Source organism: Bacillus sp. AR4-2, from assembly GCF_008274865.1.
GTDB lineage: Bacteria > Bacillota > Bacilli > Bacillales > Bacillaceae_G > Bacillus_A > Bacillus_A cereus.
Map to the genome: position 1 here is coordinate 520,001 of NZ_CP031062.1, position 26,379 is coordinate 546,379.

The following is a 26,379-nucleotide window of genomic DNA, read 5'->3' on the forward strand; positions in this document are numbered from 1 at the left end:
GTGAAATTCCGTCGGAATCTGGGAGGACCATCTCCCAAGGCTAAATACTCCCTAGTGATCGATAGTGAACCAGTACCGTGAGGGAAAGGTGAAAAGCACCCCGGAAGGGGAGTGAAAGAGATCCTGAAACCGTGTGCCTACAAATAGTCAGAGCCCGTTAACGGGTGATGGCGTGCCTTTTGTAGAATGAACCGGCGAGTTACGATCCCGTGCGAGGTTAAGCTGAAGAGGCGGAGCCGCAGCGAAAGCGAGTCTGAATAGGGCGTTTAGTACGTGGTCGTAGACCCGAAACCAGGTGATCTACCCATGTCCAGGGTGAAGTTCAGGTAACACTGAATGGAGGCCCGAACCCACGCACGTTGAAAAGTGCGGGGATGAGGTGTGGGTAGCGGAGAAATTCCAATCGAACCTGGAGATAGCTGGTTCTCCCCGAAATAGCTTTAGGGCTAGCCTTAAGTGTAAGAGTCTTGGAGGTAGAGCACTGATTGGACTAGGGGTCCTCATCGGATTACCGAATTCAGTCAAACTCCGAATGCCAATGACTTATCCTTAGGAGTCAGACTGCGAGTGATAAGATCCGTAGTCAAAAGGGAAACAGCCCAGACCGCCAGCTAAGGTCCCAAAGTGTGTATTAAGTGGAAAAGGATGTGGAGTTGCTTAGACAACTAGGATGTTGGCTTAGAAGCAGCCACCATTTAAAGAGTGCGTAATAGCTCACTAGTCGAGTGACTCTGCGCCGAAAATGTACCGGGGCTAAATACACCACCGAAGCTGCGGATTGATACCAATGGTATCAGTGGTAGGGGAGCGTTCTAAGGACAGTGAAGTCAGACCGTAAGGACTGGTGGAGTGCTTAGAAGTGAGAATGCCGGTATGAGTAGCGAAAGACGGGTGAGAATCCCGTCCACCGAATGCCTAAGGTTTCCTGAGGAAGGCTCGTCCGCTCAGGGTTAGTCAGGACCTAAGCCGAGGCCGACAGGCGTAGGCGATGGACAACAGGTTGATATTCCTGTACCACCTCTTTATCGTTTGAGCAATGGAGGGACGCAGAAGGATAGAAGAAGCGTGCGATTGGTTGTGCACGTCCAAGCAGTTAGGCTGATAAGTAGGCAAATCCGCTTATCGTGAAGGCTGAGCTGTGATGGGGAAGCTCCTTATGGAGCGAAGTCTTTGATTCCCCGCTGCCAAGAAAAGCTTCTAGCGAGATAAAAGGTGCCTGTACCGCAAACCGACACAGGTAGGCGAGGAGAGAATCCTAAGGTGTGCGAGAGAACTCTGGTTAAGGAACTCGGCAAAATGACCCCGTAACTTCGGGAGAAGGGGTGCTTTCTTAACGGAAAGCCGCAGTGAATAGGCCCAAGCGACTGTTTAGCAAAAACACAGCTCTCTGCGAAGCCGTAAGGCGAAGTATAGGGGGTGACACCTGCCCGGTGCTGGAAGGTTAAGGAGAGGGGTTAGCGTAAGCGAAGCTCTGAACTGAAGCCCCAGTAAACGGCGGCCGTAACTATAACGGTCCTAAGGTAGCGAAATTCCTTGTCGGGTAAGTTCCGACCCGCACGAAAGGTGTAACGATTTGGGCACTGTCTCAACCAGAGACTCGGTGAAATTATAGTACCTGTGAAGATGCAGGTTACCCGCGACAGGACGGAAAGACCCCGTGGAGCTTTACTGTAGCCTGATATTGAATTTTGGTACAGTTTGTACAGGATAGGCGGGAGCCATTGAAACCGGAGCGCTAGCTTCGGTGGAGGCGCTGGTGGGATACCGCCCTGACTGTATTGAAATTCTAACCTACGGGTCTTATCGACCCGGGAGACAGTGTCAGGTGGGCAGTTTGACTGGGGCGGTCGCCTCCTAAAGTGTAACGGAGGCGCCCAAAGGTTCCCTCAGAATGGTTGGAAATCATTCGTAGAGTGCAAAGGCATAAGGGAGCTTGACTGCGAGACCTACAAGTCGAGCAGGGACGAAAGTCGGGCTTAGTGATCCGGTGGTTCCGCATGGAAGGGCCATCGCTCAACGGATAAAAGCTACCCCGGGGATAACAGGCTTATCTCCCCCAAGAGTCCACATCGACGGGGAGGTTTGGCACCTCGATGTCGGCTCATCGCATCCTGGGGCTGTAGTCGGTCCCAAGGGTTGGGCTGTTCGCCCATTAAAGCGGTACGCGAGCTGGGTTCAGAACGTCGTGAGACAGTTCGGTCCCTATCCGTCGTGGGCGTAGGAAATTTGAGAGGAGCTGTCCTTAGTACGAGAGGACCGGGATGGACGCACCGCTGGTGTACCAGTTGTTCTGCCAAGGGCATAGCTGGGTAGCTATGTGCGGAAGGGATAAGTGCTGAAAGCATCTAAGCATGAAGCCCCCCTCAAGATGAGATTTCCCATAGCGTAAGCTAGTAAGATCCCTGAAAGATGATCAGGTTGATAGGTTCGAGGTGGAAGCATGGTGACATGTGGAGCTGACGAATACTAATAGATCGAGGACTTAACCATATAATATGTAGCAATGTTATCTAGTTTTGAGAGAACATAAAAAACTTATTGACTTTTAAAGTAAATGAGTTATAATAATGATTGTCTCAAAAGAATAATGTCTGGTAATGATGGCAGAGAGGTCACACCCGTTCCCATACCGAACACGGAAGTTAAGCTCTCTAGCGCCGATGGTAGTTGGGACCTTGTCCCTGTGAGAGTAGGACGTTGCCAGGCAATATTATTCCGCAGTAGCTCAGCGGTAGAGCTATCGGCTGTTAACCGATCGGTCGTAGGTTCGATTCCTACCTGCGGAGCCATTGGAGAGCTGTCCGAGTTGGCCGAAGGAGCACGATTGGAAATCGTGTATACGTCACAAGCGTATCAAGGGTTCGAATCCCTTGCTCTCCGCCATAGGATTTATAATATTTGGCCCGTTGGTCAAGTGGTTAAGACACCGCCCTTTCACGGCGGTAACACGGGTTCGAATCCCGTACGGGTCACCACTTTGGAGGATTAGCTCAGCTGGGAGAGCACCTGCCTTACAAGCAGGGGGTCGGCGGTTCGATCCCGTCATCCTCCACCATATAAATTTTATATGAATAGTATTATCGCGGGGTGGAGCAGCACGGTAGCTCGTCGGGCTCATAACCCGAAGGTCGCAGGTTCAAATCCTGTCCCCGCAACCAAATGGTCCCGTGGTGTAGTGGTTAACATGCCTGCCTGTCACGCAGGAGATCGCCGGTTCGACCCCGGTCGGGACCGCCATTTTAATAAGGCTCGGTAGCTCAGTCGGTAGAGCAGAGGACTGAAAATCCTCGTGTCGGCGGTTCGATTCCGTCCCGAGCCACCATTTATTTTAATAAAATACGCCGGCTTAGCTCAATTGGTAGAGCAACTGACTTGTAATCAGTAGGTTGGGGGTTCAAGTCCTCTAGCCGGCACCATGTAAGTTTCGGAGGGGTAGCGAAGTGGCTAAACGCGGCGGACTGTAAATCCGCTCCTTCGGGTTCGGCAGTTCGAATCTGCCCCCCTCCACCATTTACATAGGGGCATAGTTTAAAGGTAGAACTGAGGTCTCCAAAACCTCCAGTGTGGGTTCGATTCCTACTGCCCCTGCCAAATATATTTACACAACATGGCGGTTGTGGCGAAGTGGTTAACGCACCGGATTGTGGCTCCGGCATTCGTGGGTTCGATTCCCATCAGTCGCCCCATTTTTATTTTAAAAATTACAAATAATCTAATGGATACTTACATATAATTAAGTAAGAATTCGATGGGCTATAGCCAAGCGGTAAGGCAACGGACTTTGACTCCGTCATGCGCTGGTTCGAATCCAGCTAGCCCAGCCATTTTTGCGGAAGTAGTTCAGTGGTAGAATACAACCTTGCCAAGGTTGGGGTCGCGGGTTCGAATCCCGTCTTCCGCTCCAATAAAATTTAATATGGCGGCATAGCCAAGTGGTAAGGCAGAGGTCTGCAAAACCTTTATCACCGGTTCAAATCCGGTTGCCGCCTTTTCTTTTGTGCCGATGTGGCGGAATTGGCAGACGCGCACGACTCAAAATCGTGTTCCTTCGGGAGTGTCGGTTCGACCCCGACCATCGGTATCATGAACGGCGTAATAAAAGACTCTACACCAAATGTGTAGAGTCTTTTTATGTTTTCATCACACTATAAAATAAGCAAAAATGGTGTGTTGGTGAAATGGTTATAAATGATTAAGGTAAACTTATTCATTTAGTACATGCGATACAGTTGGGGAAAACTACAAAACAATAAAGGGATAAATTTTTATCCCTTTATATAATTTCATTATTTTATAGAGAATTTCTCCAACCTGGTGACATGAAGTTAAATCCGACGCCACCAGTAGATATTAGTACATGATCAGCTGTTAATTTCGTAATTTCTAAGAACTTCTTTTCAAACTCTTCTCTGTTGTATTTGTACATAGTTGAGTGGCATGACCACATGTGCGTTGAAGTACTCAACCAGTCTCCTAATTCCTTTAATTCAGGAAACGACTCAAATCGAATTGGTTCATCTAATTTCATGAATCTCACTTGATAGATAGTTGGGTTTAATTTTTCTCCTATTCCTTTAAAAGCATGTGATTTTTTGTCTTTTGAATGTGTCATAATTCACCCTCCATCTTTTCTTCAAATTTTTTCCTATTTTTATTATACAACAATAGAAAACAATTATGGGAATAATATGGAAATCGGTATTAGCAATATAAAAAGACACTAACAGAAATGTTAGAGTCTTTTTGTTAAATTATACTATGTGCTTCTAAAATTCGTAATAAACGTAGGAATTCATGTATAATATAACTTGTCGAAAGAACAAAATGATAGTGATTTATATTATGTCTGTAATATGAATCAAAAATGAACTTTTTATATTTCTTTTAAAAATGTGTTGAACACACATTATATTTCATATTAATATTTTTATGTAGATTTAAAACGGGAAAGAGAGTGGAAAGTATGGGCCGTAAATGGAACAATATTAAAGACAAAAAAGCATCAAAAGATGCAAATACAAGCCGTATATACGCGAAATTTGGGCGTGAAATTTATGTGGCAGCAAAACAAGGCGAGCCAGATCCAGAATCAAACCAAGCACTAAGAGTTGTATTAGAGCGTGCGAAAACATACAATGTTCCAAGAACAATTATTGATCGTGCAGTTGAAAAAGCAAAAGGCGGTTCAGAAGAAAATTATGACGAGCTTCGTTATGAAGGATTCGGACCAAATGGAGCTATGGTTATTGTAGATACACTTACAAATAACGTAAACCGTACTGCAGCAGATGTACGAGCTGCATTTAGCAAAAACAGTGGTAATATGGGTGTGAACGGTTCTGTAGCTTACATGTTTGATGCGACAGCTGTTATCGGCCTTGAAGGTAAAACATCAGATGAAGTTCTTGAAATTTTAATGGAAGCAGATGTAGATGCACGTGACATTCTAGAAGAAGAAGATTCTGTTATCGTGTATGCTGAACCAGATCAATTTCATGCAGTACAATCTGCACTTAAAGGTGCTGGCGTTGAGGAGTTTACAGTTGCAGAATTAACAATGCTTGCACAAAGTGATGTAACACTTCCTGAAGATGCTCAAGCACAATTTGAGAAAATGGTTGATGCATTAGAAGATTTAGAAGATGTTCAACAAGTTTATCACAACGTAGACTTAGGAGAGTAATACGATAGATGACCCTTTTCGCTTAGCGGATAGGGTCTTTTTTATGAAGTTAATTAAGGTGATGAAGTATTAAAGGTATTTTGTTGTAGGTAGGGAATATGATTATAGGGATATATAAAATATTCATTATCTCTAGGAGGCTTAATATGGAACATAAGACACCAAAGCATATCGTTGCTGTAGCAGGTTATTTAACAAATGAAAAAAATGAAGTGTTATTAACAAAAGTGCACTGGCGAGCTGATACGTGGGAGTTGCCAGGAGGACAGGTAGAAGAAGGCGAAGCGCTCGATCAAGCTGTCTGTAGGGAAATAAAAGAGGAAACAGGGTTAACGGTGAAGCCTATCGGAATTACAGGCGTTTATTATAATACTTCTATGCATATTCTAGCTGTTGTTTTTAAAGTAGCATATATAAGTGGTGAAATAAAAATTCAACCTGAAGAAATACAAGAGGCTAAATTTGTTGATTTAAATGAAGAGAACATAGATGAGTATATAACGCGTCCTCATATGAAATCCAGAACGCTTGATGCAATGAGAGCAACACATTTTATTCCGTATGAAACGTGGGAAGTACAGCCGTATAATTTAATAGGAAGATTGTAAAGAAAAGAGTAGCCGATTTGAGATACATTCGAATCACTACTCTTTTTTTGTATACTGTTTAAGAAAAAGGTCAAAATAATAATAGCACTAGTATTGATTTGAGGAACATTTGTTCTGTATAATAAATCTATATGTTATATACATTTAGATTACTAGATAGTCAAAAGTATATATATTTGTAGATGATATAATTAAAGTGTAAAGTGAAAATATAATAGTCTTAAGGGTTTCTCTATTATTGGTTATTCGTACTTTAACATAACCTATATTCAATATTTCAGATGAATAGTAGATAAAAAAATACTGTGATACAATACTTTTTTATCCCACTATTTGCTGGGCAGTAAGCCTGATTGATGAGGGCTCATTAAAGTTTCACTTTATACCTTACAATGATGTAAGGTACGTGTAAGAGAAATCGATGGGATATTTTTTTACAACAATGTATTCTTAAAGTAAGAGTTATATGCTGTGTGGAAAAGAGGTGTTCAAGATGAAAGAACGAGTATTATCTAGGGTGAACTATCATCAAAAAGTTGCATTAAATCCAATGACTAAACTTTTTTATAAAGCCATCATATTATTATTATTGTTAAGTTGTACGTTATTATTCATTGGAAATGTAATGATTGAGAAAAGTGATATTAGTAAATTACATGTACCGGCTAAGTTAGAGGTGCCAGAATCATTAACATATGCATTTATTGCGACAGAAGATAAAAGATTTTATCATCATAACGGTTTAGATTATATAGCAATTATTAGGGCATCTGTTGAGAATATAAAGGCTGGTGGTGTCGTGCAAGGAGGAAGTACAATTACACAGCAGCTATCTAAAAATGCCTTTTTAACGAATGAACGTACATTTTCTCGGAAGTGGAAAGAGATTTTTTATACGAAAAAAATTGAACGCACATTTACGAAGGATGAAATTTTAAAATTATATGTAAGTAATATTTATTATGGAGAAGGAGCATGGGGAATTGAAAAAGCAGCAAACCTTTACTTCGGTAAAAAGGTGAACCAATTAACGTTGGCTGAAAGTGCAATGATGGCTGCTGTAGTAAAAGCACCTGCTTATTACTCACCTGCACAAAATTATGATAAAGCAGTAGAGAGACGTAATGTCGTTTTGAGACTAATGGAGAAAGAAGGCTATATAAGCCATGATGAGTATGTTCAAGCAGTTAGTGAGAAATTGGTAATTCGTCATGATATAAAAATAGAGCAGTCGATGTTAAATAGCGCACGTAAAAAAGCAGTAAGTTAAGAGAAGTTCCTACAGAGGAGCTTCTTTTTTTGAATAAATTGTGACAAATTGTGACACAATATCGTCACAATTATTGTGTTTTTGTAATTTATGTGAGCGTGTTCATTGCGTGACGTATATAAGTGTTGATATTATGTGTATTGTGTACAATGCTGTATACAGAATATGAATTTAAAGAGGAATGTATATGAAATCAAATAAACTCATGGCTCTTGGTATAGTTTTTTCTATCGCAGTATTAATTGTAATTGGAACAATTGCGTATAGCATCATAAATGACAAAAAAGATAAAGGGAATGAGATGTTTGCTTATTCTACGCAACAATCTTTAGGGAAAGATGATGCTCCAGTTAAGGTAGTTGAATTTGGAGACTTTAAATGTCCTGCTTGTCGTACTTGGGATGTAACAGTATTACCTCGATTAAAAGAAGAGTATATTGATAAAGGCAAAGTGCAGTTATACTTTATTAACTTCCCATTTATTGGAAAAGACTCAGATTTAGGTGCAGCAGCTGGTGAAGCAATTTATAAACAAGATAAAGATTCATTCTGGATCTTCTATGATGAGATCTATCAAAATCAAAAGAAAGATACAGAAGAATGGATTACAGAAGATTTGCTTCTTAGCATTGTGAAAGAGAAACTGCCGAAAGTTAATGTAGAGCAATTTAAGAAAGATTTACACAGTAAAGACATTAAAGAAAAAGTAAGTAAAGATTCAGATCGTGCTCAAAAATTAAAAGTTCAAGGTGCTCCTTCTGTATATGTAAACGGAAATCTTGCAAATCCTGATTTTGATAGTATGAAGAAGGCAATTGATAAAGAATTGAAAAAGTGATGAGGTCTCTCATCACTTTTTCGACTTTTTTCGATAAAATTCTTGCCTCTACTTTTTTTACATGCTATACTACTTTACATAAGTTATTCTAATATCTTATATGTAATTCATATTTGCGGGTGTAGTTTAGTGGTAAAACAAGAGCCTTCCAAGCTCTGGTCGAGAGTTCGATTCTCTTCACCCGCTCCAAATTTTATTAAATGTTTTTCTATAAATTGTGATCAACGCAGTGTTTCGTTTCCGAGATAAACGAGGCATTGCGTTTTTTAATGTTTGAAAAATATAATTACATGCGAAAATAGAAGTAAATAATAGTATTCCAAACGTGAATTACTAACCAATAGAGTGGTTACATAAGGGGTGGATTCATCTGAGGAGGCGATTAAGAGTGGATTTTGAACAATTAAAGCAAGATGTAATTGCGTATAGTAAAACAATTGGCATAGATAAAATAGGCTTTGCGAGCGCTTCTCCTTTTGAGGAATTAAAGCAGCGCTTAATCCAGCAACAACAATTAAATTATCAATCTGGATTTGAAGAGCCTGATATAGAGAAGAGAACGAATCCGCAACTGTTATTACCGGGTGCTAAATCAATTATTGCGATTGCTTTAGCATATCCTTCAAAATTAAAAAATGCACCATTAAGTAAGCGTGGAGAACGCCGTGGGATTTTTTGTCGTGCTTCTTGGGGACAAGATTATCATCTTGTTTTACGAGATCGTTTGCAAAAATTAGAGGCATATTTAATTGAAAAACTTCCCGATATAGAAGTGAAGTCCATGGTTGATACAGGTGAATTAAGTGATCGAGCTGTATCAGAGCGTGCTGGTATTGGATGGAGCGGTAAAAACTGCTCTATTATTACACCTGAATTTGGTTCGTACGTATACTTAGGGGAAATGATTACAAATGTTCCATTCCCGCCAGATAAGCCGATAGAAGATCAATGCGGGGGCTGTACGAAATGTATCGATATTTGTCCTACCGGTGCTTTAATACAGGGGGGACAGTTAGATTCGAAGAAGTGCATTGCGTTTTTAACACAAACGAAAGGATTCCTACCTGAAGAATATCGCGATAAAATAGGAAATCGCATATATGGATGTGATACGTGTCAGACTGTTTGTCCGAAAAACAAAGGAATGGATTTTCATAATCATCCTGAGATGGAGCCGGATCCTGAGCTAGTTAAACCATTATTAACGCCACTTTTAACAATTAGTAATCGTGATTTTAAAGAGAAATATGGGATTATGTCAGGGTCATGGAGAGGGAAAAAGCCACTGCAAAGAAATGCGATTTTAGCATTAGCACATTTTAAAGAAGCATCGGCAATTCCTGATTTAATTGGTGTTATGAAAGATGACCCAAGACCGGTACTACGCGGAACGGCAGCATGGGCACTTGGGAAAATTGGCGGAGATGGAGTAGGCGAAGCGATTGAGAAAGCGATGGAACGTGAGAAAGATAAAGAAGTGCTTCATGAAATGAATCGCGGGCTTGAATTGTTAGCACAGAAAAAAGAGTAGATAATATTTCCCTTTTTCATATTGTAATATGGGAGGGAGACAGAATGGTTGTAAAAACGAAGATTGAAAACCAAGTACAACAATTTTTAGCATATATAACGGAGAAAAGAACGAATGTGGATGGTATTGCTGAGGATTTATTACAAATGGCACTGAGAAAGAAACAATTGTTTCAAAGGCGTAGTGCACATATAGTGAAAGCAACTGCGGATGTTTCTTTCATTAGACAATTAAATAGTAATGACCATCAAGAAATTGATTATCAAATACATTTTAAATATTTAATTAAGCATAAAGAATTATTTTATATTGAAGAGGAACAATTAAAACGAAGAGTTTGTTTAAATAATAGTCGAATTATAGGCGATTCTGCTATTGAAGTGTCAGAAGAAATTAGAATGGGTGAGACATTAGAAAGGGATATTACGAAAGAGAAGTACGGTTCTTATCAGTATAATCGTTTAGAGGCAGTGAAATATGCAGAGCGTTGGTGGGATGACCGGAATCCTATGTATCGTAATTTCCCTGATAATTGTACGAATTTCATTTCTCAATGTCTTCATACTGGAGAAGTACCTATGAACGGGTATCCTAATATTCGTAAAGGATGGTGGCAAAGGGAGAATCAGTGGAGTTGGAGCTGGGCTGTTGCACATTCTTTTTATTGGTATTTGTCAGGTGCTACAACAGGACTTCGAGCAGAGGCGGTAGAGAGGCCAGAAGAACTTATTCTTGGAGATGTCATTGCTTATGATTTCGAGGATGACGGAAGATGGAATCATACGACGATTGTGGTAGCAAAAGATGCAGATGGTATGCCGCTTGTAAATGCACATTCAGCGAATAGCCGTCGACGTTATTGGAACTATGAAGACTCTAGTAAATATACACCACAAATGAAATATAAATTCTTTCATATTATTAATGGGTAGAGATTTTTCGCTCAAGTGGTATAATACGTAGTAGACAAAAAACAGAGGTGAATATCGCGTGGGAGTACATGTTGTTTTATATCAGCCAGAAATTCCAGCAAATACAGGGAATATTGCTCGTACTTGTGCAGCAACTGGAACAGAATTACATTTGATTAGACCGCTTGGATTTTCAACGGATGATAAAATGTTAAAGCGTGCAGGATTAGATTATTGGCAGCACGTAAAAATTACGTATTATGATTCAATTGAAGAATTTTATGAAAAAAATAAAGACGGTGAATTCTTCTATTTAACAAAGTATGGCGAGAAAGCTCATACAGCGTTTGACTATAGCAAGCGTGAGAAGGATTACTATTTTGTATTTGGAAGAGAAACAAACGGCTTACCAGCTAATGTAATCGAAGAAAACTTTGATCATTGTTTACGTATTCCAATGACAGATAAAGTACGTTCATTAAATTTATCTAATACAGCAGCAATTTTAATTTATGAAGCGTTCCGTCAACAAAATTACCCTGGATTAGATTTAGAAATCGTTTATTAAAAGTCGCCATATGGCGACTTTTTTTTATAAAATAAAAATAATATATAATCATACATTTAAAAGAGAGGACATAATCATATAGAATGGGATATATGATTAAAAATAGATAAGACGGGTTGAGATAAATATGAAGGAAGAATATAGTAATCAAAATACCTTTTTAAGTATGATAGATATGGATTTAATTAGACAAGGATTATTACATGCTATTCAAGATTTAGTATTCATATTGAAAGTTATTGATAATGAAACGTTTCAATATATGTATGTGAATAAAATAGGAATGGATTATGCTAGGTTAAGCGAAGAGTGCTATGGAAAAACTTTTGCAGAAGTATTACCAAAAGATATAGCGGGGATATTGCAAAGGCAATATGCAAAAGTAGTGAGAGAAGCGAAAGCACACACCTTTTGTGATGTAGTCAATTTACCAAAAGGTGAGATACATTATGAATCTTCACTTAATCCTGTCTGCGACGAAGAAGGAATATGTCAATTTGTTATTTGTATTACAAGAGATATTACAGCTCAAATTGAGGAGAAGACAAAGATAGAGGAAAAACAAATGTTATTTAAGTCGTTACTGGAATATAATAATGACTCAATTATATCTATAGATTCTATAGGGAGAGTTACATATGCAAATCCGGCAACGTATGAAATATTTGGATACCGGTATGAGGAATTAAATAATAAATTTATTTTTGAATTCATTAATAAAGAATATGAAAAAGATTTTCAAATTATATTTAAGGGATCGATGCAAGGAAAAGCAAAACAAATTGTTTCAAAGAAATATGTTCATAAAGAAGGGTACGAGCTATATATTTCTTTGAGAACTATCCCGATTATTGTGAACGGTGAAATTGTTGGGATTTATATTGTTACGAGAGATGTTACAAGGCAAGTATTAAACGAAATGCGAACAGAATATTTAGCTTACTATGACCAGTTAACGGGATTAATGAATAGAATTTCATGTACAAATAAGTTAAATACTTTTTTAAATGAGAGTGTAAATTTTGCACTTGTATTTATAGATTTAGATGAGTTTCATCGTATTAATGATACATTTGGTCATAAAGAGGGAGATAAAGTATTACAAAAAGTTACAGAATGTTTAAGCAATCTAAAAATAGAAGATATGCACTTATTTAGAGAACACGATGATCAATTTGTTATGTTGATAGAAAATATAACGAAAGAATATGTAGAGGAAGTTGCAAAAAGCATACTGAAAAATATTAGTGAATATTTTGTAATCGAAGAAGAAGATGTATATTTAAGTGCATCAATTGGAATTGTAATGGCTCCAGCAGATGGAGAAGATGAAAAAATACTATTTCAGAGGGTCGATGCTGCTTTAGAAAAAGCAAAAGAAAAAGGAAAAGGACATTATCATTTTTATTGTAGTGGATTAGACTGTGAGCGTGAACAAAGGTTTATAATAGAAAACCAGTTACATCGTGCTATAGAAAAAAATGAATTTTTCTTATATTATCAGCCACAAATTAATATTGAAACGAAAAAAATAGCTAGTATGGAAGCTTTAATAAGGTGGGAGAATAAGGAATTAGGATTTGTTTCTCCAAACCAATTTATTCCATTGGCAGAAAGAACAGGATTTATTATTAAGCTCGATGAATGGGTAGTAAATCAAGTGTGTCAGCAACTGCGCGAATGGTTAAATAAAGGATATGAAGTGGTCCCAATTGCGGTTAATATTTCAGCTAGACACTTTCGTTCTATTACATTAATAGAGATGATTACACGGGCTTTAAATAAGTACAATGTATCAGCTCATTTATTAGCGATAGAGGTTACAGAAGGAGCTCTTATACATAAAGATATATCAAAGAGAGTGTTACTACAATTAAAAGAACAAAATTTAAAGATTCATTTAGATGATTTTGGAACAGGCTATTCATCTTTAAGTTATTTAAAAACATATCCAATTGATACTTTAAAAATTGATCGTTCTTTTATGGAAGGTATACATATAGATGAACGTGATACGAATATTACAGCTGCAATTATTCATTTAGCTCATACTTTAGAATTGAATATAATTGCAGAAGGAGTAGAAAAAAAGGAGCAAATACAGTTTTTGAAAGAAAAGAATGTGAAGCTTGTACAAGGTTATTATTATAGCCGACCACTATCCAAATATGATATGGAAAATATGTATTATAAATAAAAAAATGATGTGCTAAAAGCACATCATTTTTTATGTGTACCTGGTTTGTCATTGTAACCGGATGTAAAAATAGCTGTAAGAAATGTGAGTGATACACCTAAAATTAATAATAATTTCATACTAATATCCTCCTTACTTTTTTCGGTTCATGAGTTTTATTTATTATCCAAAATGTATGTAAGGTTCTTAGAAGAAAAGAATTTATTTATAATGAATAGCAGTGTAAAAACGTTAATACCTATATTATACAGAATTTTCTTTGAATTTTGGAGAGAATTTTAGCGTGCTATTATATATTTCGTTTTGATTTAAAGAATGTTTAAGGACATCCTAGCATACCTTTTATAATAATCCGATTGAACAAGGAGATGGGGGAGGAGCTATAATGGATATTCTAAAAAAGATTGAACAGCATCGAGCAGCAGAAGAACGTTTACAATGGGAAGGTACGTTTGCGGAGTATTTGGAGCTTGTGAAAGAAAGACCATGGGTGGCTCAAACAGCACACTCTCGCATTTACAATATGATAAAAGACGCTGGAATTGAAGAAGTTGATGGTAGAAGAAAGTATAACTTCTTTAGTAATCAGCTCTTTGGATTAGAGGATGCTCTAGAACGTCTTGTAGAGGAATATTTTCATCCATCTGCAAAACGATTAGATGTTAGAAAAAGAATTTTATTATTAATGGGTCCTGTTAGTGGAGGGAAATCAACGTTAGTTACAATGTTGAAACGAGGATTAGAAACATATTCAAGAACAGATCGCGGAGCAATTTTTGCAATTAAAGGATGCCCAATGCACGAGGATCCACTGCATTTAATTCCACATCATTTACGAGATGATTTCTTTGATGAGTATGGGGTTAGAATTGAAGGGAATTTATCACCACTAAATGTCATGCGTTTAGAGCAAGAATACGGATCAAGAATTGAGGATGTAGTTGTAGAGCGTATTTTCTTCTCTGAAGATCGCCGTACAGGGATTGGTACATTTAGCCCGTCTGATCCAAAATCACAGGATATTGCAGATTTAACAGGTAGTCTGGACTTTTCTACGATTGCAGAATATGGTTCAGAATCAGATCCGCGTGCGTATCGATTTGATGGAGAATTAAATAAGGCAAACCGAGGAATGATGGAGTTCCAAGAGATGTTAAAATGCGATGAGAAGTTTTTATGGCACTTATTATCGCTTACGCAAGAAGGGAATTTCAAAGCGGGAAGATTTGCGCTTATTTCAGCAGATGAATTAATTGTAGCGCATACGAATGAAACAGAGTATCGCTCATTTATAGCAAATAAGAAAAATGAAGCATTGCACTCAAGAATTATTGTAATGCCAGTTCCTTATAATTTACGAGTAAGTGAAGAAGAACATATTTATGAAAAAATGATTCGTGAAAGTGATGTATCGAATGTTCACATTGCACCACACACACTTCGCGTTGCAGCAATGTTCACTATTTTAACTCGTTTAAAAGATCCGAAGCGTCCGGATATTGATTTAATTAAAAAGATGCGTTTGTATGATGGAGAAACGGTAGAAGGTTATAATGCGATTGATGTAGAAGAATTACAACGCGAATATCAAGATGAAGGTATGAAGGGTATTGATCCTCGTTATGTCATTAACCGAATTTCGTCTACAATCATTCGAAAAGAGGTACCATCTATTAACGCGTTAGATGTACTTAGATCTTTAAAAGATGGGCTAGATCAGCATCCATCCATTAGTAATGAAGACCGTGAACGTTACATGAACTTCATCTCATTAGCGAGAAAAGAATACGATGAAATCGCGAAGAAAGAAGTACAAAAAGCGTTTGTTTATTCATATGAAGAATCAGCTAAGACGCTTATGGATAATTACTTAGATAACGTTGAGGCGTACTGCAATAAATCGAAATTACGTGATCCGTTAACAGGAGAAGAAATGAGTCCAGATGAAAAATTAATGCGCTCAATTGAAGAGCAAATTGGAATTTCAGAAAATGCTAAGAAAGCGTTCCGTGAAGAGATTTTAATTCGCATTTCTGCTTATGCCCGTAAAGGAAAACGCTTTGATTATAATTCACATGAGCGTCTTCGTGAAGCGATTCAGAAAAAACTATTTGCTGATTTAAAAGATATAGTGAAAATTACAACATCAACGAAAACGCCGGACGAAAATCAGCTTAAGAAAATCAATGATGTTGTTGCGCGTTTAATTGATGAGCATGGCTATAATTCTTCTTCAGCAAATGAATTACTACGCTATGTAGGTAGCTTGTTAAACAGATAGTTTGATAACAAAACGCTGTCTCTTGTATTTTGCGGGACAGCGTTTTATTATCCGTTCATATGTGTATAAAGTGTCATACCTTGTCCAAATGTAATAAATTAAGATGCAATTTTATGAATTTATTGTCAATTATTTTTACAATATGCATATGATAGAGTAACCAACCATTCATACGAAAAAAGCCAACACAATACAATATGTTGCAAAGTAAAAATGTGTGCAACAATGCATTGTGTTTCTTTCTTATCAGTGGCTGAATATTTCTTTCTATTTATGTGAGTGGCAAAATTTTGTTTAGGATGCTCGGGGTATTGTATGAAAAACGTTATAAATGTTTATGGGATGATTTTCTGTGGGCAGTTACCTTTCAAATATTCTAGCTTGCATATTACAGAACAAAATTTATAGATTGCTGTTCATACAGGAAGACAATTACAGTAAGGAGGGAAAGGAATGGGCGAAGAAAATCAACCAAATTATACGATTTCACAGGAAAACTGGTCCCTCCATCGCAAAGGATATGACGACCAACAGCGCCATCAAGAAAAAGTACAAGAGGCAATTAAGAATAATTTACCCGATCTTGTAACAGAAGAAAGTATAGTTATGTCTAATGGCAAGGATGTTGTAAAAATACCAATTCGTTCTCTAGATGAATATAAGATTAGATACAATTATGATAAAAATAAACATGTTGGGCAAGGAAACGGTGACAGCAAAGTTGGTGATGTCGTTGCGAGAGATGGATCAGGTGGTCAAAAACAAAAAGGGCCAGGAAAAGGGCAAGGAGCAGGAGATGCAGCTGGGGAAGATTACTATGAAGCTGAAGTCTCTATTTTAGAATTAGAGCAAGCGTTTTTCAGAGAGTTAGAACTGCCTAATTTAAAGAGAAAAGAAATGGATGAAAACCGGATTGAACATGTTGAATTTAATGACATTAGAAAAACAGGATTATGGGGAAATATCGATAAGAAACGAACAATGATATCCGCATATAAACGAAATGCAATGAGTGGTAAGGCATCTTTTCATCCAATTCATCAAGAAGACTTAAAGTTCCGCACTTGGAATGAAGTATTAAAGCCAGATTCAAAAGCTGTTGTATTAGCGATGATGGATACGAGTGGATCGATGGGAATATGGGAGAAATATATGGCACGTAGCTTCTTTTTCTGGATGACAAGATTTTTACGCACAAAGTATGAAACAGTTGATATTGAATTTATTGCTCATCATACAGAAGCGAAAGTCGTTACAGAAGAAGAATTTTTCTCAAAAGGAGAAAGTGGCGGAACAATATGTTCCTCCGTATATAAAAAAGCATTAGAACTTATCGATAATAAATATTCACCAGACCGCTATAATATTTATCCATTCCATTTTTCAGATGGTGATAATTTAACATCAGATAATGCTAGATGTGTAAAGCTTGTTGAAGAGCTAATGAAGAAGTGTAATATGTTTGGGTATGGGGAAGTGAACCAGTATAACCGCCATAGTACACTCATGTCAGCCTATAAAAATATTAAAGATGATAATTTCAGATATTATATTTTAAAGCAAAAAGCAGACGTATTTCATGCGATGAAAAGCTTTTTTAGAGAAGAATCAGGTGAGAAAATGGCATAACCTCTTTTAAAGAGGTTCTTTTTTTGTAAACTTTTTATTTTTCTAGTTGACAATGATAATGAAAATCATTATCATTTATTCGAGAAATGATTACATTTCGAATTATATATTTCGGAGGAGATGTAAAGTTGAAACAAAATAAAAGAAAACGTATAAATGCAATGATTATAGCGGCGGCGTTATCACTTCCGTTTGCTGTTTATTCAACACCTGCTTTAGCGGCAGTAGCAATTGAGGCGAATAAAACTGGACAAGGTTTAGAAGATGGTACATATGACGCTGTTATTAAAGCGTATAAAGATAAAACGAATGAAGAGTCTATGGCAGCTGTTTATATAAAGGATCCGAAACTAACAATTGAGAATGGAAAGAAAATTGTAACAGCAAGGTTAAGTGATAGTGATTTCTTCAAATACTTGAAAACAGAAGATGTTCATACTCCTGGTGTGTTTCATGATGTAAAAGTAATATCAGAAGATAAAAAGAAAAACGGAACGAAAGTGATTCAGTTTGAAGTAGGAGAATTAGGAAAAAGATATAATATGCAAATGCATATTTATATTCCGACAATGGCCTATGATAATAAATATCAAGTGCAGTTTGAAGTAAATGCTTTAAATTTAGAAAATAATGTTCCAGAAAAGCAAAAGGAAAATAAAGAGGATCAACAGGATGAAGACGGAAATGTAATATTAGATAAGCAATTACAAAGGCATATTAATAAGTATAATTTAAATAGAGAGAATCTAAATACGCCAATAACTAAGGAAGATTTATTAAAAGTTAAATCTTTAATAGTCGTTGAAGCGAAAAGTAAAGGAATACAAGACGTAAGTGGTTTAGAATATATGACGAACTTAGAAAGCTTAACATTGGAAGAAGTTAAGTTAGAAAATATACAATTTATCTCAAGTTTGAGACAATTGAAATCATTAAGTATAACTTATGGTGAACTTAAAGATATTGGACCTTTGGCTGAGTTAGAACATATCGAAAGTTTAAGCTTGAGAAACAATAAAATCTCGGATTTAAGCCCATTGAGTCAAATGAAGAAGATCAAAATTCTAGATTTAAATAGTAATTATATAAAAGATATTAAACCATTATTTACAGTGAAATCTTTAAGGACTTTGATTGTGGCAAATAATCAAATTAGTAATGATAACCTTGCTGGAATTGAGCAATTGAAAAATGTAAAAAACTTATCTTTAAGTAACAATGGACTTACGAATATTGAACATATTACATCAATGAAAAAATTAGTAGAGTTAGATCTTGCTAAAAATGAATTAGAAAACATCGAACCTTTATCAAGATTATCTACTGTACAATCACTTAATTTAGAAGAAAACTATATTTCAGATATAACGCCACTTAGTCACTTAACAGACTTATATGATTTAAAGCTAGGTTCAAATGAAATTCGTGATGTTAGACCTGTTCAAGAGCTAGGAAAAAGAATATATATCGATATTCAAAGACAAAAAATCTTTTTAGATAATGTAGAAAAAGATAAGGAAGTTAAAATACCTATCTATAATTTACAAGGAGAGTCACTTGATACTATTCAATTGAAGAGTGAAGATGGGATAGTTAATAATGGTTCTGTTAAATGGGGGACTACTGGTGAAAAAACATACGAATTTACGTTGGATATAAAGCCAGAAGAGAATCGTATTAAGTTTAATGGAACAGTAATTCAAAATGTTGTTGAAAGATTAGACGAAATCAAGGAAACAATAAAAGAGGATAATGAACAAAAGGAAAATGTAATTCTCGATAAAACTTTACAACAACATATTAATAAAGAGAATTTAGGTAGAGAGAATGTAAACGCTCCTATCACAAAAGAAGATTTATTACAGATTAAAAAACTAGAGATACTTAAAGAAAAAGGAAATGAGATAAAAAATATAACAGGTTTAGAGTACATGACGAACTTAGAAAACCTCACTTTAGAAGGAGTAGGCCTGAAAAATATTGAGTTCATCTCAAACTTGAAACAATTGAATAATGTGAATGTATCTCATAATCAAATTGAAGATATAACACCACTATCTTCATTGGAAAATTTACAGTGGTTAAATCTTGCGGACAATCATATTAAAGATGTAACGGTTATTGGTTCCATGCTAAACTTATTTAGCTTAAATCTAGCTGGGAATGAGATTCGTGATGTAAGGCCGTTAATACAATTAGGTCAGTGGGGAACAATTGATGTTAGAAGGCAAAAAGTCATTTTGGATGATGCAGAAATAAATAAAGAAGTGATAATTCCTGTATATGATTTAGAAGGAGAGCCAATTGAAAAGATTACACTAAAGAGTGAAGGTGGAACACTTACTGATGAGGGAATTATTTGGAGTACTCTAGGGGAAAAAATATATGAATTTGATTTAGATGCAGATCATTATGAGACTGGCATATTATATAGTGGCATTGTCATGCAGAATATAGTAGAAAAATTAATACCGAAAGAAGAAGTAAAAGAGCCAACAAAAAAAGTTGAAGAAGAGAAAGAAGAAGTAAAAGAGCCAACAAAAGAAGTTGAAGAAGAGAAAGAAGAAGTAAAAGAGCCAACAAAAGAAGTTGAAGAAGAGAAAGAAGAAGTAAAAGAGCCAACAAAAGAAGTCGAAGAAGAGAAAGAAGAAGTAAAAGAGCCAACAAAAGAAGTTGAAGAAGAGAAAGAAGAAGTAAAAGAGCCAACAACAGGAGTTGAAGGATCGAAAGCGAAGGTAAAAGAAACAGGAAAAGAAATTGAAGGTTCAAAAGACGCGGTAAATCAATCAGCAGTAGTCCAAGAACAAAACGTGAATAATCAAGTTGTGAAAGAAAATAAACCAGCTGTTAATAAGCAAGAAGAAAATAAGAAAGCATTAGGAGCAACAGGTGGACAAGAGAATACATCAATATTACTTTCAGGCATAGCGTTAGTTCTTTCAGCGATGAGTATGCTTGTATTTAGAAAGAGATTATTTAAGAAATAAAAAACGTTTTATCTTATTATAACGTAAGATGATTATATGAGTTTTTGAGAAGACATTATCATGGCGATTTCATTTTGAAATATGCTTATGGTGATGTCTTTTTTAGAAGGAGATAAATGGAAAAGGTGTGAATATATTAGAGAAGGAGGAGAGATTATGTATGTTAGTTCAATTTCAAAAGTTGAAGACGCAGCATCATTTATTGCGAATATGAATAAAGATGCTATTCATCATGTTGGTTATTGCGGAGATGAGAAAAAGGAGGTGTTACATACGATTCTTCATGATTTTTCTGATATAGGCTGGGAGAAATCTTTCGTTGTTACTTATGAGGACAATAAAATAATTGGCGTATTAGGGTTTGATGTGGATGAAGTAAAGAGATGTGCAGAAATTTGGGGGCCGTTTATTAAAGCAGAGAATTGGGAAGAAGTTGCTTTACATATGTGGAAGGAACTTATAGAAAAGGGGCCTTTTCATATTGAAAAATTTTATGGTTTTTATCATGTAGAAAATAATAATTGTGCCCGTTTAATGAAGAATTTATATGCAAAAGAACAAGATCAACATAGTATTTTCAGTTTAAGTCATAATATTGTGGAAGAACGTAGTATATGCAATGTAGAAGAGGCTTTACCAAAAGTATTCGAGCAGTTTATCTCTTTACACAATCATACTTTTCCTAATGCATATTATCAAGGAAATGAAATTATCGAACATTTAAGTGATACGAATAAATTATTTGTAAGTATGAAGAATGGTAAATTAGAGGGTTACGTATATGTTGAAGTAAATCCGGAGTTTCAAGAAGCGAATATCGAATTTATTGCAACCGCTGAAAATAGTAGAAGAAAAGGTGTCGGAGAGCAGTTATTACAAGGGGCAATTCAGTATATTTTCTCCTTCCAAGAGATGAAAGAGATAGAACTATGTTTGAATACGAATAATGATCGTGCGATGGAGTTGTACAAGAAAGTAGGGTTTGAGGAGAAGGCATGTTTACAACACTATATAATAGAGTAAAAACCCATTCGTATGAAGATTATATTTCATACGAATGGGTTTTATTTCATTTACTTTGCCGCCCTCGGTAATAACAGATTCAGGACTAATTTGAGGGCCGAATTCTTCTTGTATAAGAGGTGATAATCGTTACATAACCTTTTTTATTTTTTTCGGAATTTCTTTCGTTTGCGAATTAACATCTTCTTTTTTTAGCTCTTTAAAAAGAGAAGTGACCATAAGAACGACTACAATAGAAAATGGTAGCGCAGCAATTATAGCTGCGATTTGTAGTGCATTTAATCCTCCAGCTTGTAATAAAATAGCGGCAATTATCGCGATTGTTAATCCCCATATAAGTTTTAAACTATTTTTCGGTGATAAGCTTCCGTTACTCGTTTGCATTGAAACAACAAATGTTGCTGAATCGGCAGAAGTAACGAAAAATGTGGCTACTAAAATTAACCCGATAATCGTTAAAAATGTAGAGAATGGTAGATGTGAAATAACAGCAAATAATCCAATCTCTGTACCATTTTTTGCAATTTCATCAGCTATTCCAAGCGATTGGAACATTTCCATATGAATTGCGGTACCACCAAATACTGCAAACCAAAATGTACAGATAAGAGTTGGGACTAATACAACTCCAAAAATAAATTCTTTTATTGTGCGTCCTTTAGAAATACGTGCGATAAATGTGCCGACGAATGGAGACCAAGAGATCCACCACCCCCAATAGAAAATAGTCCAGTTTTCAATCCAAGAAGAAGATTTTTCACTAAATGCTCCTAAATTTAATCCCATACTAGGTAAAGCGCCGATATAAGAACCGAGTGTAGATGTGAAATATTTCATAATAAATACAGTTGGTCCTAAAAGTAAGAAAGAGATGAGTAAAATGCCTGCAAGAGAGAAATTCAAGTTGCTCAAATATTTAATCCCACGATCTAAGCCAGTTTGTGCACTTGTTAAATATAAAACAGCGAATATAGCTATAAGTACGAGCTGAGTAAGTAAAGTGTTATGAATGGAAGGGAATAAATAGCTTAATCCTCCAGCAATTTGTTGAGCACCAATCCCAACAGATGGTACAATGCCAAATACTGTGGCTAAAACAGCTAGAATATCAACTGTTTTTCCAATACGAGAATTTTTCGATCGATTAAATAATGGAGTAACTGTAGCCCCGATAGTGCTACCTTTTTGTTTGCGGAATGTGAAATATGCAATTGTTAAAGCGACCATTGCGTATAGTGACCACGGAAAGAGTCCCCAGTGGAAAAATGAATATTGCATAGCGAGTTTGGCGCTTTCTTCTGTACCTGCTTTTCCTGTTAACGGATCTGTAAAATGTGAAATCGGTTCAGCGATTCCATAAAAGAGGAGTCCAATTCCCATTCCTGCCCCAAACAACATGGATAGCCAAGATGGATAATTATATTTTGGCTTTTCTCCATCTTTACCAAGACGAATAGAACCGTACTTGGAAAATGCTAAATAAGCAGCCAAAATAATCATTGTAGTCATAAGTAGAGAGTAAAACCATCCAAATTTATTGAGGATAAATGAGTTTAAAGAAGATGTAACACTTTGTAAATCGTAGCCTTGTATCCAACTTGCTGGGGTAATTCCCCATATAATGAATAATGTTGTTAGCAAGAAGGAGATATAAAATACACTGTTTTCTTTTTTTATCATAGAATCCCACCCTTATTTAATAAAGTTAACAATTATAATAATCATAACAATTAAGTTTTTAATTGTCAAAAAATTCCCTTTTTATAATGTGAAAGGATGCAATTTGTTTTAGAGAGGTAAAGAGCAATGCGTTCACGATATGTACAAATTATAGGAAGAAATAATATGAAATATTGCATTTTATATTGTTACATCCAGATTTTATGTTAAATTCTTGAATGGAATATTAAAATAGGGGGCAAGGATATGAACAAGAAATCAAAGATCAATAAAGTGATGCTTAGCATTAGTACAATGGCTTTATCGCTAGGCGCACTTCAAACTCATGCAGCAGCGGAAGAAAAAGTACCGTATAACGTGTTAAAAACGAAACCGGTTGGAATTGAAAAGTCGGTAGATGAAGTTGGACATATTTCAAAAGTTGATGAAACTTTATCATTTCAAGAACGTTTAAAAGTAGGAGATTTTTCACAGCGACCAGCATCTATTACGAAGAAAACTGCAGTAAAGCAGGTTAAAGAAAGCTATTCAATGGCTGATTTAAACAAAATGAATGACCAAGAATTAGTTGAAACGTTAGGCAGTATTAAATGGCACCAAATTACAGACTTATTCCAGTTTAATGAAGATGCAAAGGCTTTTTATAAAGATAAAGGAAAAATGCAAGTCATTATAGATGAATTAGCTCATAGAGGTAGTACATTTACGAAAGATGATTCAAAAGGAATTCAAACGTTTACTGAAGTGCTGCGTTCAGCTTTTTATCTTGCATTTTATAATAGTGAATTAAGCGACTTAAATGAAAGAAGCTTCCAGGATAAATGTTTACCTGCTTTAAAAGCAATCGCAAAAAATCCAAACTTTAAGCTTGGTACAGTTGAACAAGATACAGTCGTATCTGCGTACGGTAAATTAATTAGTAATGCTTCAAGCGATGTTGAAACGGTTCAATATGCATCGAATATTTTAAAGCAATACAATGATAATTATACTACTTATGTAAATGATCGAATGAAGGGACAAGCAATATACGATATTATGCAAGGTATTGACTATGATATGCAGTCGTACTTAACTGAGGCTCGTAAAGAAGCGAATGAAACGATGTGGTATGGAAAAGTAGATGGGTTTATTAATGAAATAAATCGTATTGCTCTTCTAAATGAAGTAACGCCAGAAAATAAATGGCTCGTTAATAATGGCATTTATTTTGCTAGCCGTTTAGGGAAGTTTCATAGCAATCCAAATAAAGGATTAGAGGTTGTTACACAAGCAATGCATATGTACCCGCGCTTAAGTGAACCGTATTTTGTTGCGGTAGAACAAATTACAACAAATTATAATGGTAAAGATTATAGCGGGAATACAGTAGATTTAGAGAAAATACGTAAAGAAGGAAAAGAGCAATACCTACCAAAAACGTATACATTCGACGATGGATCAATTGTGTTCAAAACAGGAGATAAAGTATCAGAAGAAAAAATTAAGAGACTATATTGGGCTGCGAAGGAAGTAAAGGCACAGTATCACCGTGTAATTGGAAATGACAAAGCGTTAGAGCCAGGAAATGCGGATGATGTATTAACGATCGTAATTTATAATAGTCCAGATGAATATCAGTTAAATAGACAATTGTATGGATATGAAACAAACAACGGTGGAATTTATATTGAAGAGACAGGTACATTCTTTACATATGAGCGTACACCAGAGCAAAGTATTTATAGTTTAGAAGAGTTATTCCGTCATGAATTTACTCATTATCTGCAAGGGAGATATGAAGTTCCTGGTTTATTTGGAAGAGGAGATATGTATCAAAATGAAAGGCTAACTTGGTTCCAAGAAGGAAATGCAGAGTTTTTCGCAGGATCTACTCGTACGAATAACGTTGTACCAAGAAAGAGTATAATTAGCGGATTATCATCTGATCCTGCAAGCCGTTATACAGCAGAGCGTACACTATTTGCTAAATACGGTTCTTGGGATTTCTATAATTACTCGTTCGCATTGCAGTCTTACTTATATACGCATCAGTTTGAAACATTTGATAAAATTCAAGATTTGATTCGTGCGAATGACGTGAAAAATTATGATGCATATCGTGAAAATCTAAGTAAAGATCCTAAGTTAAATAAAGAGTATCAAGAGTATATGCAGCAGTTAATTGATAATCAAGATAAATATAATGTACCGGAAGTAGCAGATGATTATTTAGCTGAACATGCACCGAAATCGTTAACTGAAGTGAAAAAAGAAATTAGTGATACGTTGCCTATGAAAGATACAAAAATGACAAAACATAATTCTCAATTCTTTAATACATTTACATTAGAAGGTACGTATACAGGTAGTGTCACAAAAGGTGAATCAGAAGATTGGAAAGCAATGAGTAAAAGAGTAAATGAATCTTTAGAACAATTGGCGCAAAAAGAATGGAGTGGCTACAAAACTGTTACAGCATACTTCGTCAATTATCGTGTGAATAGCTCAAATGAATTTGAATATGATGTAGTCTTCCATGGAATCGCAAAAGATGATGGAGAAAATAAAGCTCCAACGGTTAATATAAATGGCCCTTATAGCGGTCTTGTAAAAGAGGGAATTCAATTTAAAAGTGATGGCTCAAACGATGAAGATGGAAAAATTGTTTCTTATTTATGGGAATTTGGAGATGGAAGCACAAGTGTAGAAGTGAATCCAGTACATGTATATGAAAGAGAAGGTTCTTATAAAGTATCGTTAAGAGTAAAAGATGATAAAGGCAAAGAGAGTAGAAGCGAAACAACTGTTACGATTAAAGATGGAAGTTTAACAGAATCAGAACCAAATAATCGTCCAGAGGAAGCAAATCGTATCGGGCTAAATAGTACGATAAAAGGTAATCTTATTGGCGGGGACCACACTGATGTTTATACATTTAATGTAGCATCAGCGAAAGATATCGACATTTCTGTTTTAAATGAGTATGGAATTGGGATGACATGGGTACTTCACCATGAATCAGATATGCAAAATTATGCAGCTTACGGTCAAGCCAATGGGAATCATATAGAAGCGAAATTTAATGCAAAACCAGGCAAGTATTACTTGTATGTATATAAATATGATAATGGCGATGGAACGTACTCATTATCAGTAAAGTGAAACTTTAATCATTCATCCTCCAATGATTA

The 26,379-nt window shown here is 36.1% G+C and carries 15 protein-coding genes, 16 tRNA genes and 2 rRNA genes (1 of these 33 running past the window's edge); 31 read left to right on the plus strand and 2 right to left on the minus strand.

Annotated elements, in window-relative coordinates; genetic code table 11:
• The 17 genes from DN399_RS02725 to DN399_RS02805 all read left to right on the plus strand — a co-directional run.
• Positions 1-2,490: ribosomal RNA gene (locus DN399_RS02725) — 23S ribosomal RNA — on the plus strand; it begins 432 nt to the left of the window's first position.
• Between the two features lie 100 nt (positions 2,491-2,590).
• Positions 2,591-2,706: ribosomal RNA gene (gene rrf / locus DN399_RS02730) — 5S ribosomal RNA — on the plus strand.
• Between the two features lie 8 nt (positions 2,707-2,714).
• A tRNA-Asn gene (locus DN399_RS02735) sits at positions 2,715-2,789 on the plus strand.
• A gap of 2 nt (positions 2,790-2,791) precedes the next feature.
• Positions 2,792-2,883: transfer RNA gene (locus DN399_RS02740), tRNA-Ser, on the plus strand.
• A 17-nt stretch (positions 2,884-2,900) separates the two neighbouring features.
• Positions 2,901-2,975, plus strand: a tRNA-Glu gene (locus DN399_RS02745).
• Positions 2,976-2,979: 4 nt separating this feature from the next.
• Positions 2,980-3,055 (plus strand) — tRNA-Val (locus tag DN399_RS02750).
• A 26-nt stretch (positions 3,056-3,081) separates the two neighbouring features.
• A tRNA-Met gene (locus DN399_RS02755) sits at positions 3,082-3,158 on the plus strand.
• A 3-nt stretch (positions 3,159-3,161) separates the two neighbouring features.
• A tRNA-Asp gene (locus tag DN399_RS02760) sits at positions 3,162-3,237 on the plus strand.
• A 9-nt stretch (positions 3,238-3,246) separates the two neighbouring features.
• Positions 3,247-3,322 (plus strand) — tRNA-Phe (locus DN399_RS02765).
• Between the two features lie 18 nt (positions 3,323-3,340).
• Positions 3,341-3,416: transfer RNA gene (locus tag DN399_RS02770), tRNA-Thr, on the plus strand.
• A 10-nt stretch (positions 3,417-3,426) separates the two neighbouring features.
• Positions 3,427-3,510, plus strand: a tRNA-Tyr gene (locus DN399_RS02775).
• A gap of 7 nt (positions 3,511-3,517) precedes the next feature.
• A tRNA-Trp gene (locus tag DN399_RS02780) sits at positions 3,518-3,591 on the plus strand.
• 19 nt (positions 3,592-3,610) lie between these two features.
• Positions 3,611-3,686, plus strand: a tRNA-His gene (locus DN399_RS02785).
• Positions 3,687-3,749: 63 nt separating this feature from the next.
• A tRNA-Gln gene (locus DN399_RS02790) sits at positions 3,750-3,824 on the plus strand.
• A gap of 5 nt (positions 3,825-3,829) precedes the next feature.
• Positions 3,830-3,904: transfer RNA gene (locus DN399_RS02795), tRNA-Gly, on the plus strand.
• Between the two features lie 14 nt (positions 3,905-3,918).
• A tRNA-Cys gene (locus DN399_RS02800) sits at positions 3,919-3,989 on the plus strand.
• A gap of 10 nt (positions 3,990-3,999) precedes the next feature.
• Positions 4,000-4,081 (plus strand) — tRNA-Leu (locus DN399_RS02805).
• A gap of 210 nt (positions 4,082-4,291) precedes the next feature.
• On the opposite strand, the gene DN399_RS02810 is transcribed toward DN399_RS02805, so the two are convergent.
• A complete protein-coding gene (locus DN399_RS02810) occupies positions 4,292-4,612 on the minus strand; it encodes a DUF3884 family protein (protein ID WP_000149743.1) in 321 nt (106 codons plus the stop codon).
• Positions 4,613-4,963: 351 nt separating this feature from the next.
• Here DN399_RS02810 and DN399_RS02815 point away from each other — a divergent pair, with 351 nt between their 5' ends.
• From DN399_RS02815 to DN399_RS02875, 13 genes are all read left to right on the plus strand, one after another.
• Positions 4,964-5,683: a YebC/PmpR family DNA-binding transcriptional regulator gene (locus DN399_RS02815; RefSeq protein WP_000532952.1), complete on the plus strand. Its 720-nt coding sequence runs from the start codon at positions 4,964-4,966 to the stop codon at positions 5,681-5,683.
• A 146-nt stretch (positions 5,684-5,829) separates the two neighbouring features.
• A complete protein-coding gene (locus DN399_RS02820) occupies positions 5,830-6,291 on the plus strand; it encodes an NUDIX hydrolase (protein ID WP_000400455.1) in 462 nt (153 codons plus the stop codon).
• 493 nt (positions 6,292-6,784) lie between these two features.
• The gene (locus DN399_RS02825; protein WP_006915721.1) at positions 6,785-7,561 is read left to right on the plus strand and encodes a transglycosylase domain-containing protein; all 777 of its coding nucleotides are present in this window, start codon (positions 6,785-6,787) and stop codon (positions 7,559-7,561) included.
• A gap of 187 nt (positions 7,562-7,748) precedes the next feature.
• On the plus strand, positions 7,749-8,399 hold the full coding sequence (locus DN399_RS02830) for a DsbA family protein (protein WP_000841309.1): 651 nt from the start codon (positions 7,749-7,751) through the stop codon (positions 8,397-8,399).
• Between the two features lie 115 nt (positions 8,400-8,514).
• A tRNA-Gly gene (locus DN399_RS02835) sits at positions 8,515-8,588 on the plus strand.
• A gap of 199 nt (positions 8,589-8,787) precedes the next feature.
• Positions 8,788-9,930, plus strand: coding sequence for a tRNA epoxyqueuosine(34) reductase QueG (gene queG, locus DN399_RS02840; RefSeq protein ID WP_149149314.1), 1,143 nt, complete (start codon positions 8,788-8,790; stop codon positions 9,928-9,930).
• A 44-nt stretch (positions 9,931-9,974) separates the two neighbouring features.
• A complete protein-coding gene (locus DN399_RS02845; RefSeq protein ID WP_000260591.1) occupies positions 9,975-10,862 on the plus strand; it encodes an amidase domain-containing protein in 888 nt (295 codons plus the stop codon).
• Between the two features lie 58 nt (positions 10,863-10,920).
• On the plus strand, positions 10,921-11,409 hold the full coding sequence (gene trmL / locus DN399_RS02850) for a tRNA (uridine(34)/cytosine(34)/5-carboxymethylaminomethyluridine(34)-2'-O)-methyltransferase TrmL (RefSeq protein ID WP_000538147.1): 489 nt from the start codon (positions 10,921-10,923) through the stop codon (positions 11,407-11,409).
• A gap of 127 nt (positions 11,410-11,536) precedes the next feature.
• Positions 11,537-13,606: a sensor domain-containing protein gene (locus DN399_RS02855; RefSeq protein ID WP_016121804.1), complete on the plus strand. Its 2,070-nt coding sequence runs from the start codon at positions 11,537-11,539 to the stop codon at positions 13,604-13,606.
• Positions 13,607-13,991: 385 nt separating this feature from the next.
• On the plus strand, positions 13,992-15,887 hold the full coding sequence (locus DN399_RS02860; RefSeq protein WP_000353273.1) for a PrkA family serine protein kinase: 1,896 nt from the start codon (positions 13,992-13,994) through the stop codon (positions 15,885-15,887).
• Positions 15,888-16,340: 453 nt separating this feature from the next.
• Positions 16,341-17,516, plus strand: a complete 1,176-nt coding sequence (yhbH, locus tag DN399_RS02865) for a sporulation protein YhbH (RefSeq protein WP_000503519.1) — start codon at positions 16,341-16,343, stop codon at positions 17,514-17,516.
• Positions 17,517-17,644: 128 nt separating this feature from the next.
• Positions 17,645-20,503 (plus strand): leucine-rich repeat domain-containing protein, encoded by a 2,859-nt coding sequence (locus tag DN399_RS02870; RefSeq protein WP_149149315.1) that lies wholly within the window; start codon positions 17,645-17,647, stop codon positions 20,501-20,503.
• 156 nt (positions 20,504-20,659) lie between these two features.
• Entirely contained in the window at positions 20,660-21,526 is an 867-nt protein-coding gene (locus tag DN399_RS02875) for a GNAT family N-acetyltransferase (RefSeq protein WP_048558560.1), read from the plus strand.
• 129 nt (positions 21,527-21,655) lie between these two features.
• Here DN399_RS02875 and opuD read toward each other — a convergent pair whose 3' ends face one another.
• Positions 21,656-23,206 (minus strand): glycine betaine transporter OpuD, encoded by a 1,551-nt coding sequence (gene opuD / locus DN399_RS02880; protein WP_000591573.1) that lies wholly within the window; start codon positions 23,204-23,206, stop codon positions 21,656-21,658.
• Between the two features lie 246 nt (positions 23,207-23,452).
• On the opposite strand from opuD, the gene colA reads away from it, so the two are divergent.
• Positions 23,453-26,350: a collagenase ColA gene (colA, locus tag DN399_RS02885; RefSeq protein WP_061113507.1), complete on the plus strand. Its 2,898-nt coding sequence runs from the start codon at positions 23,453-23,455 to the stop codon at positions 26,348-26,350.
• The last annotated feature ends 29 nt before the right edge of the window (positions 26,351-26,379 follow it).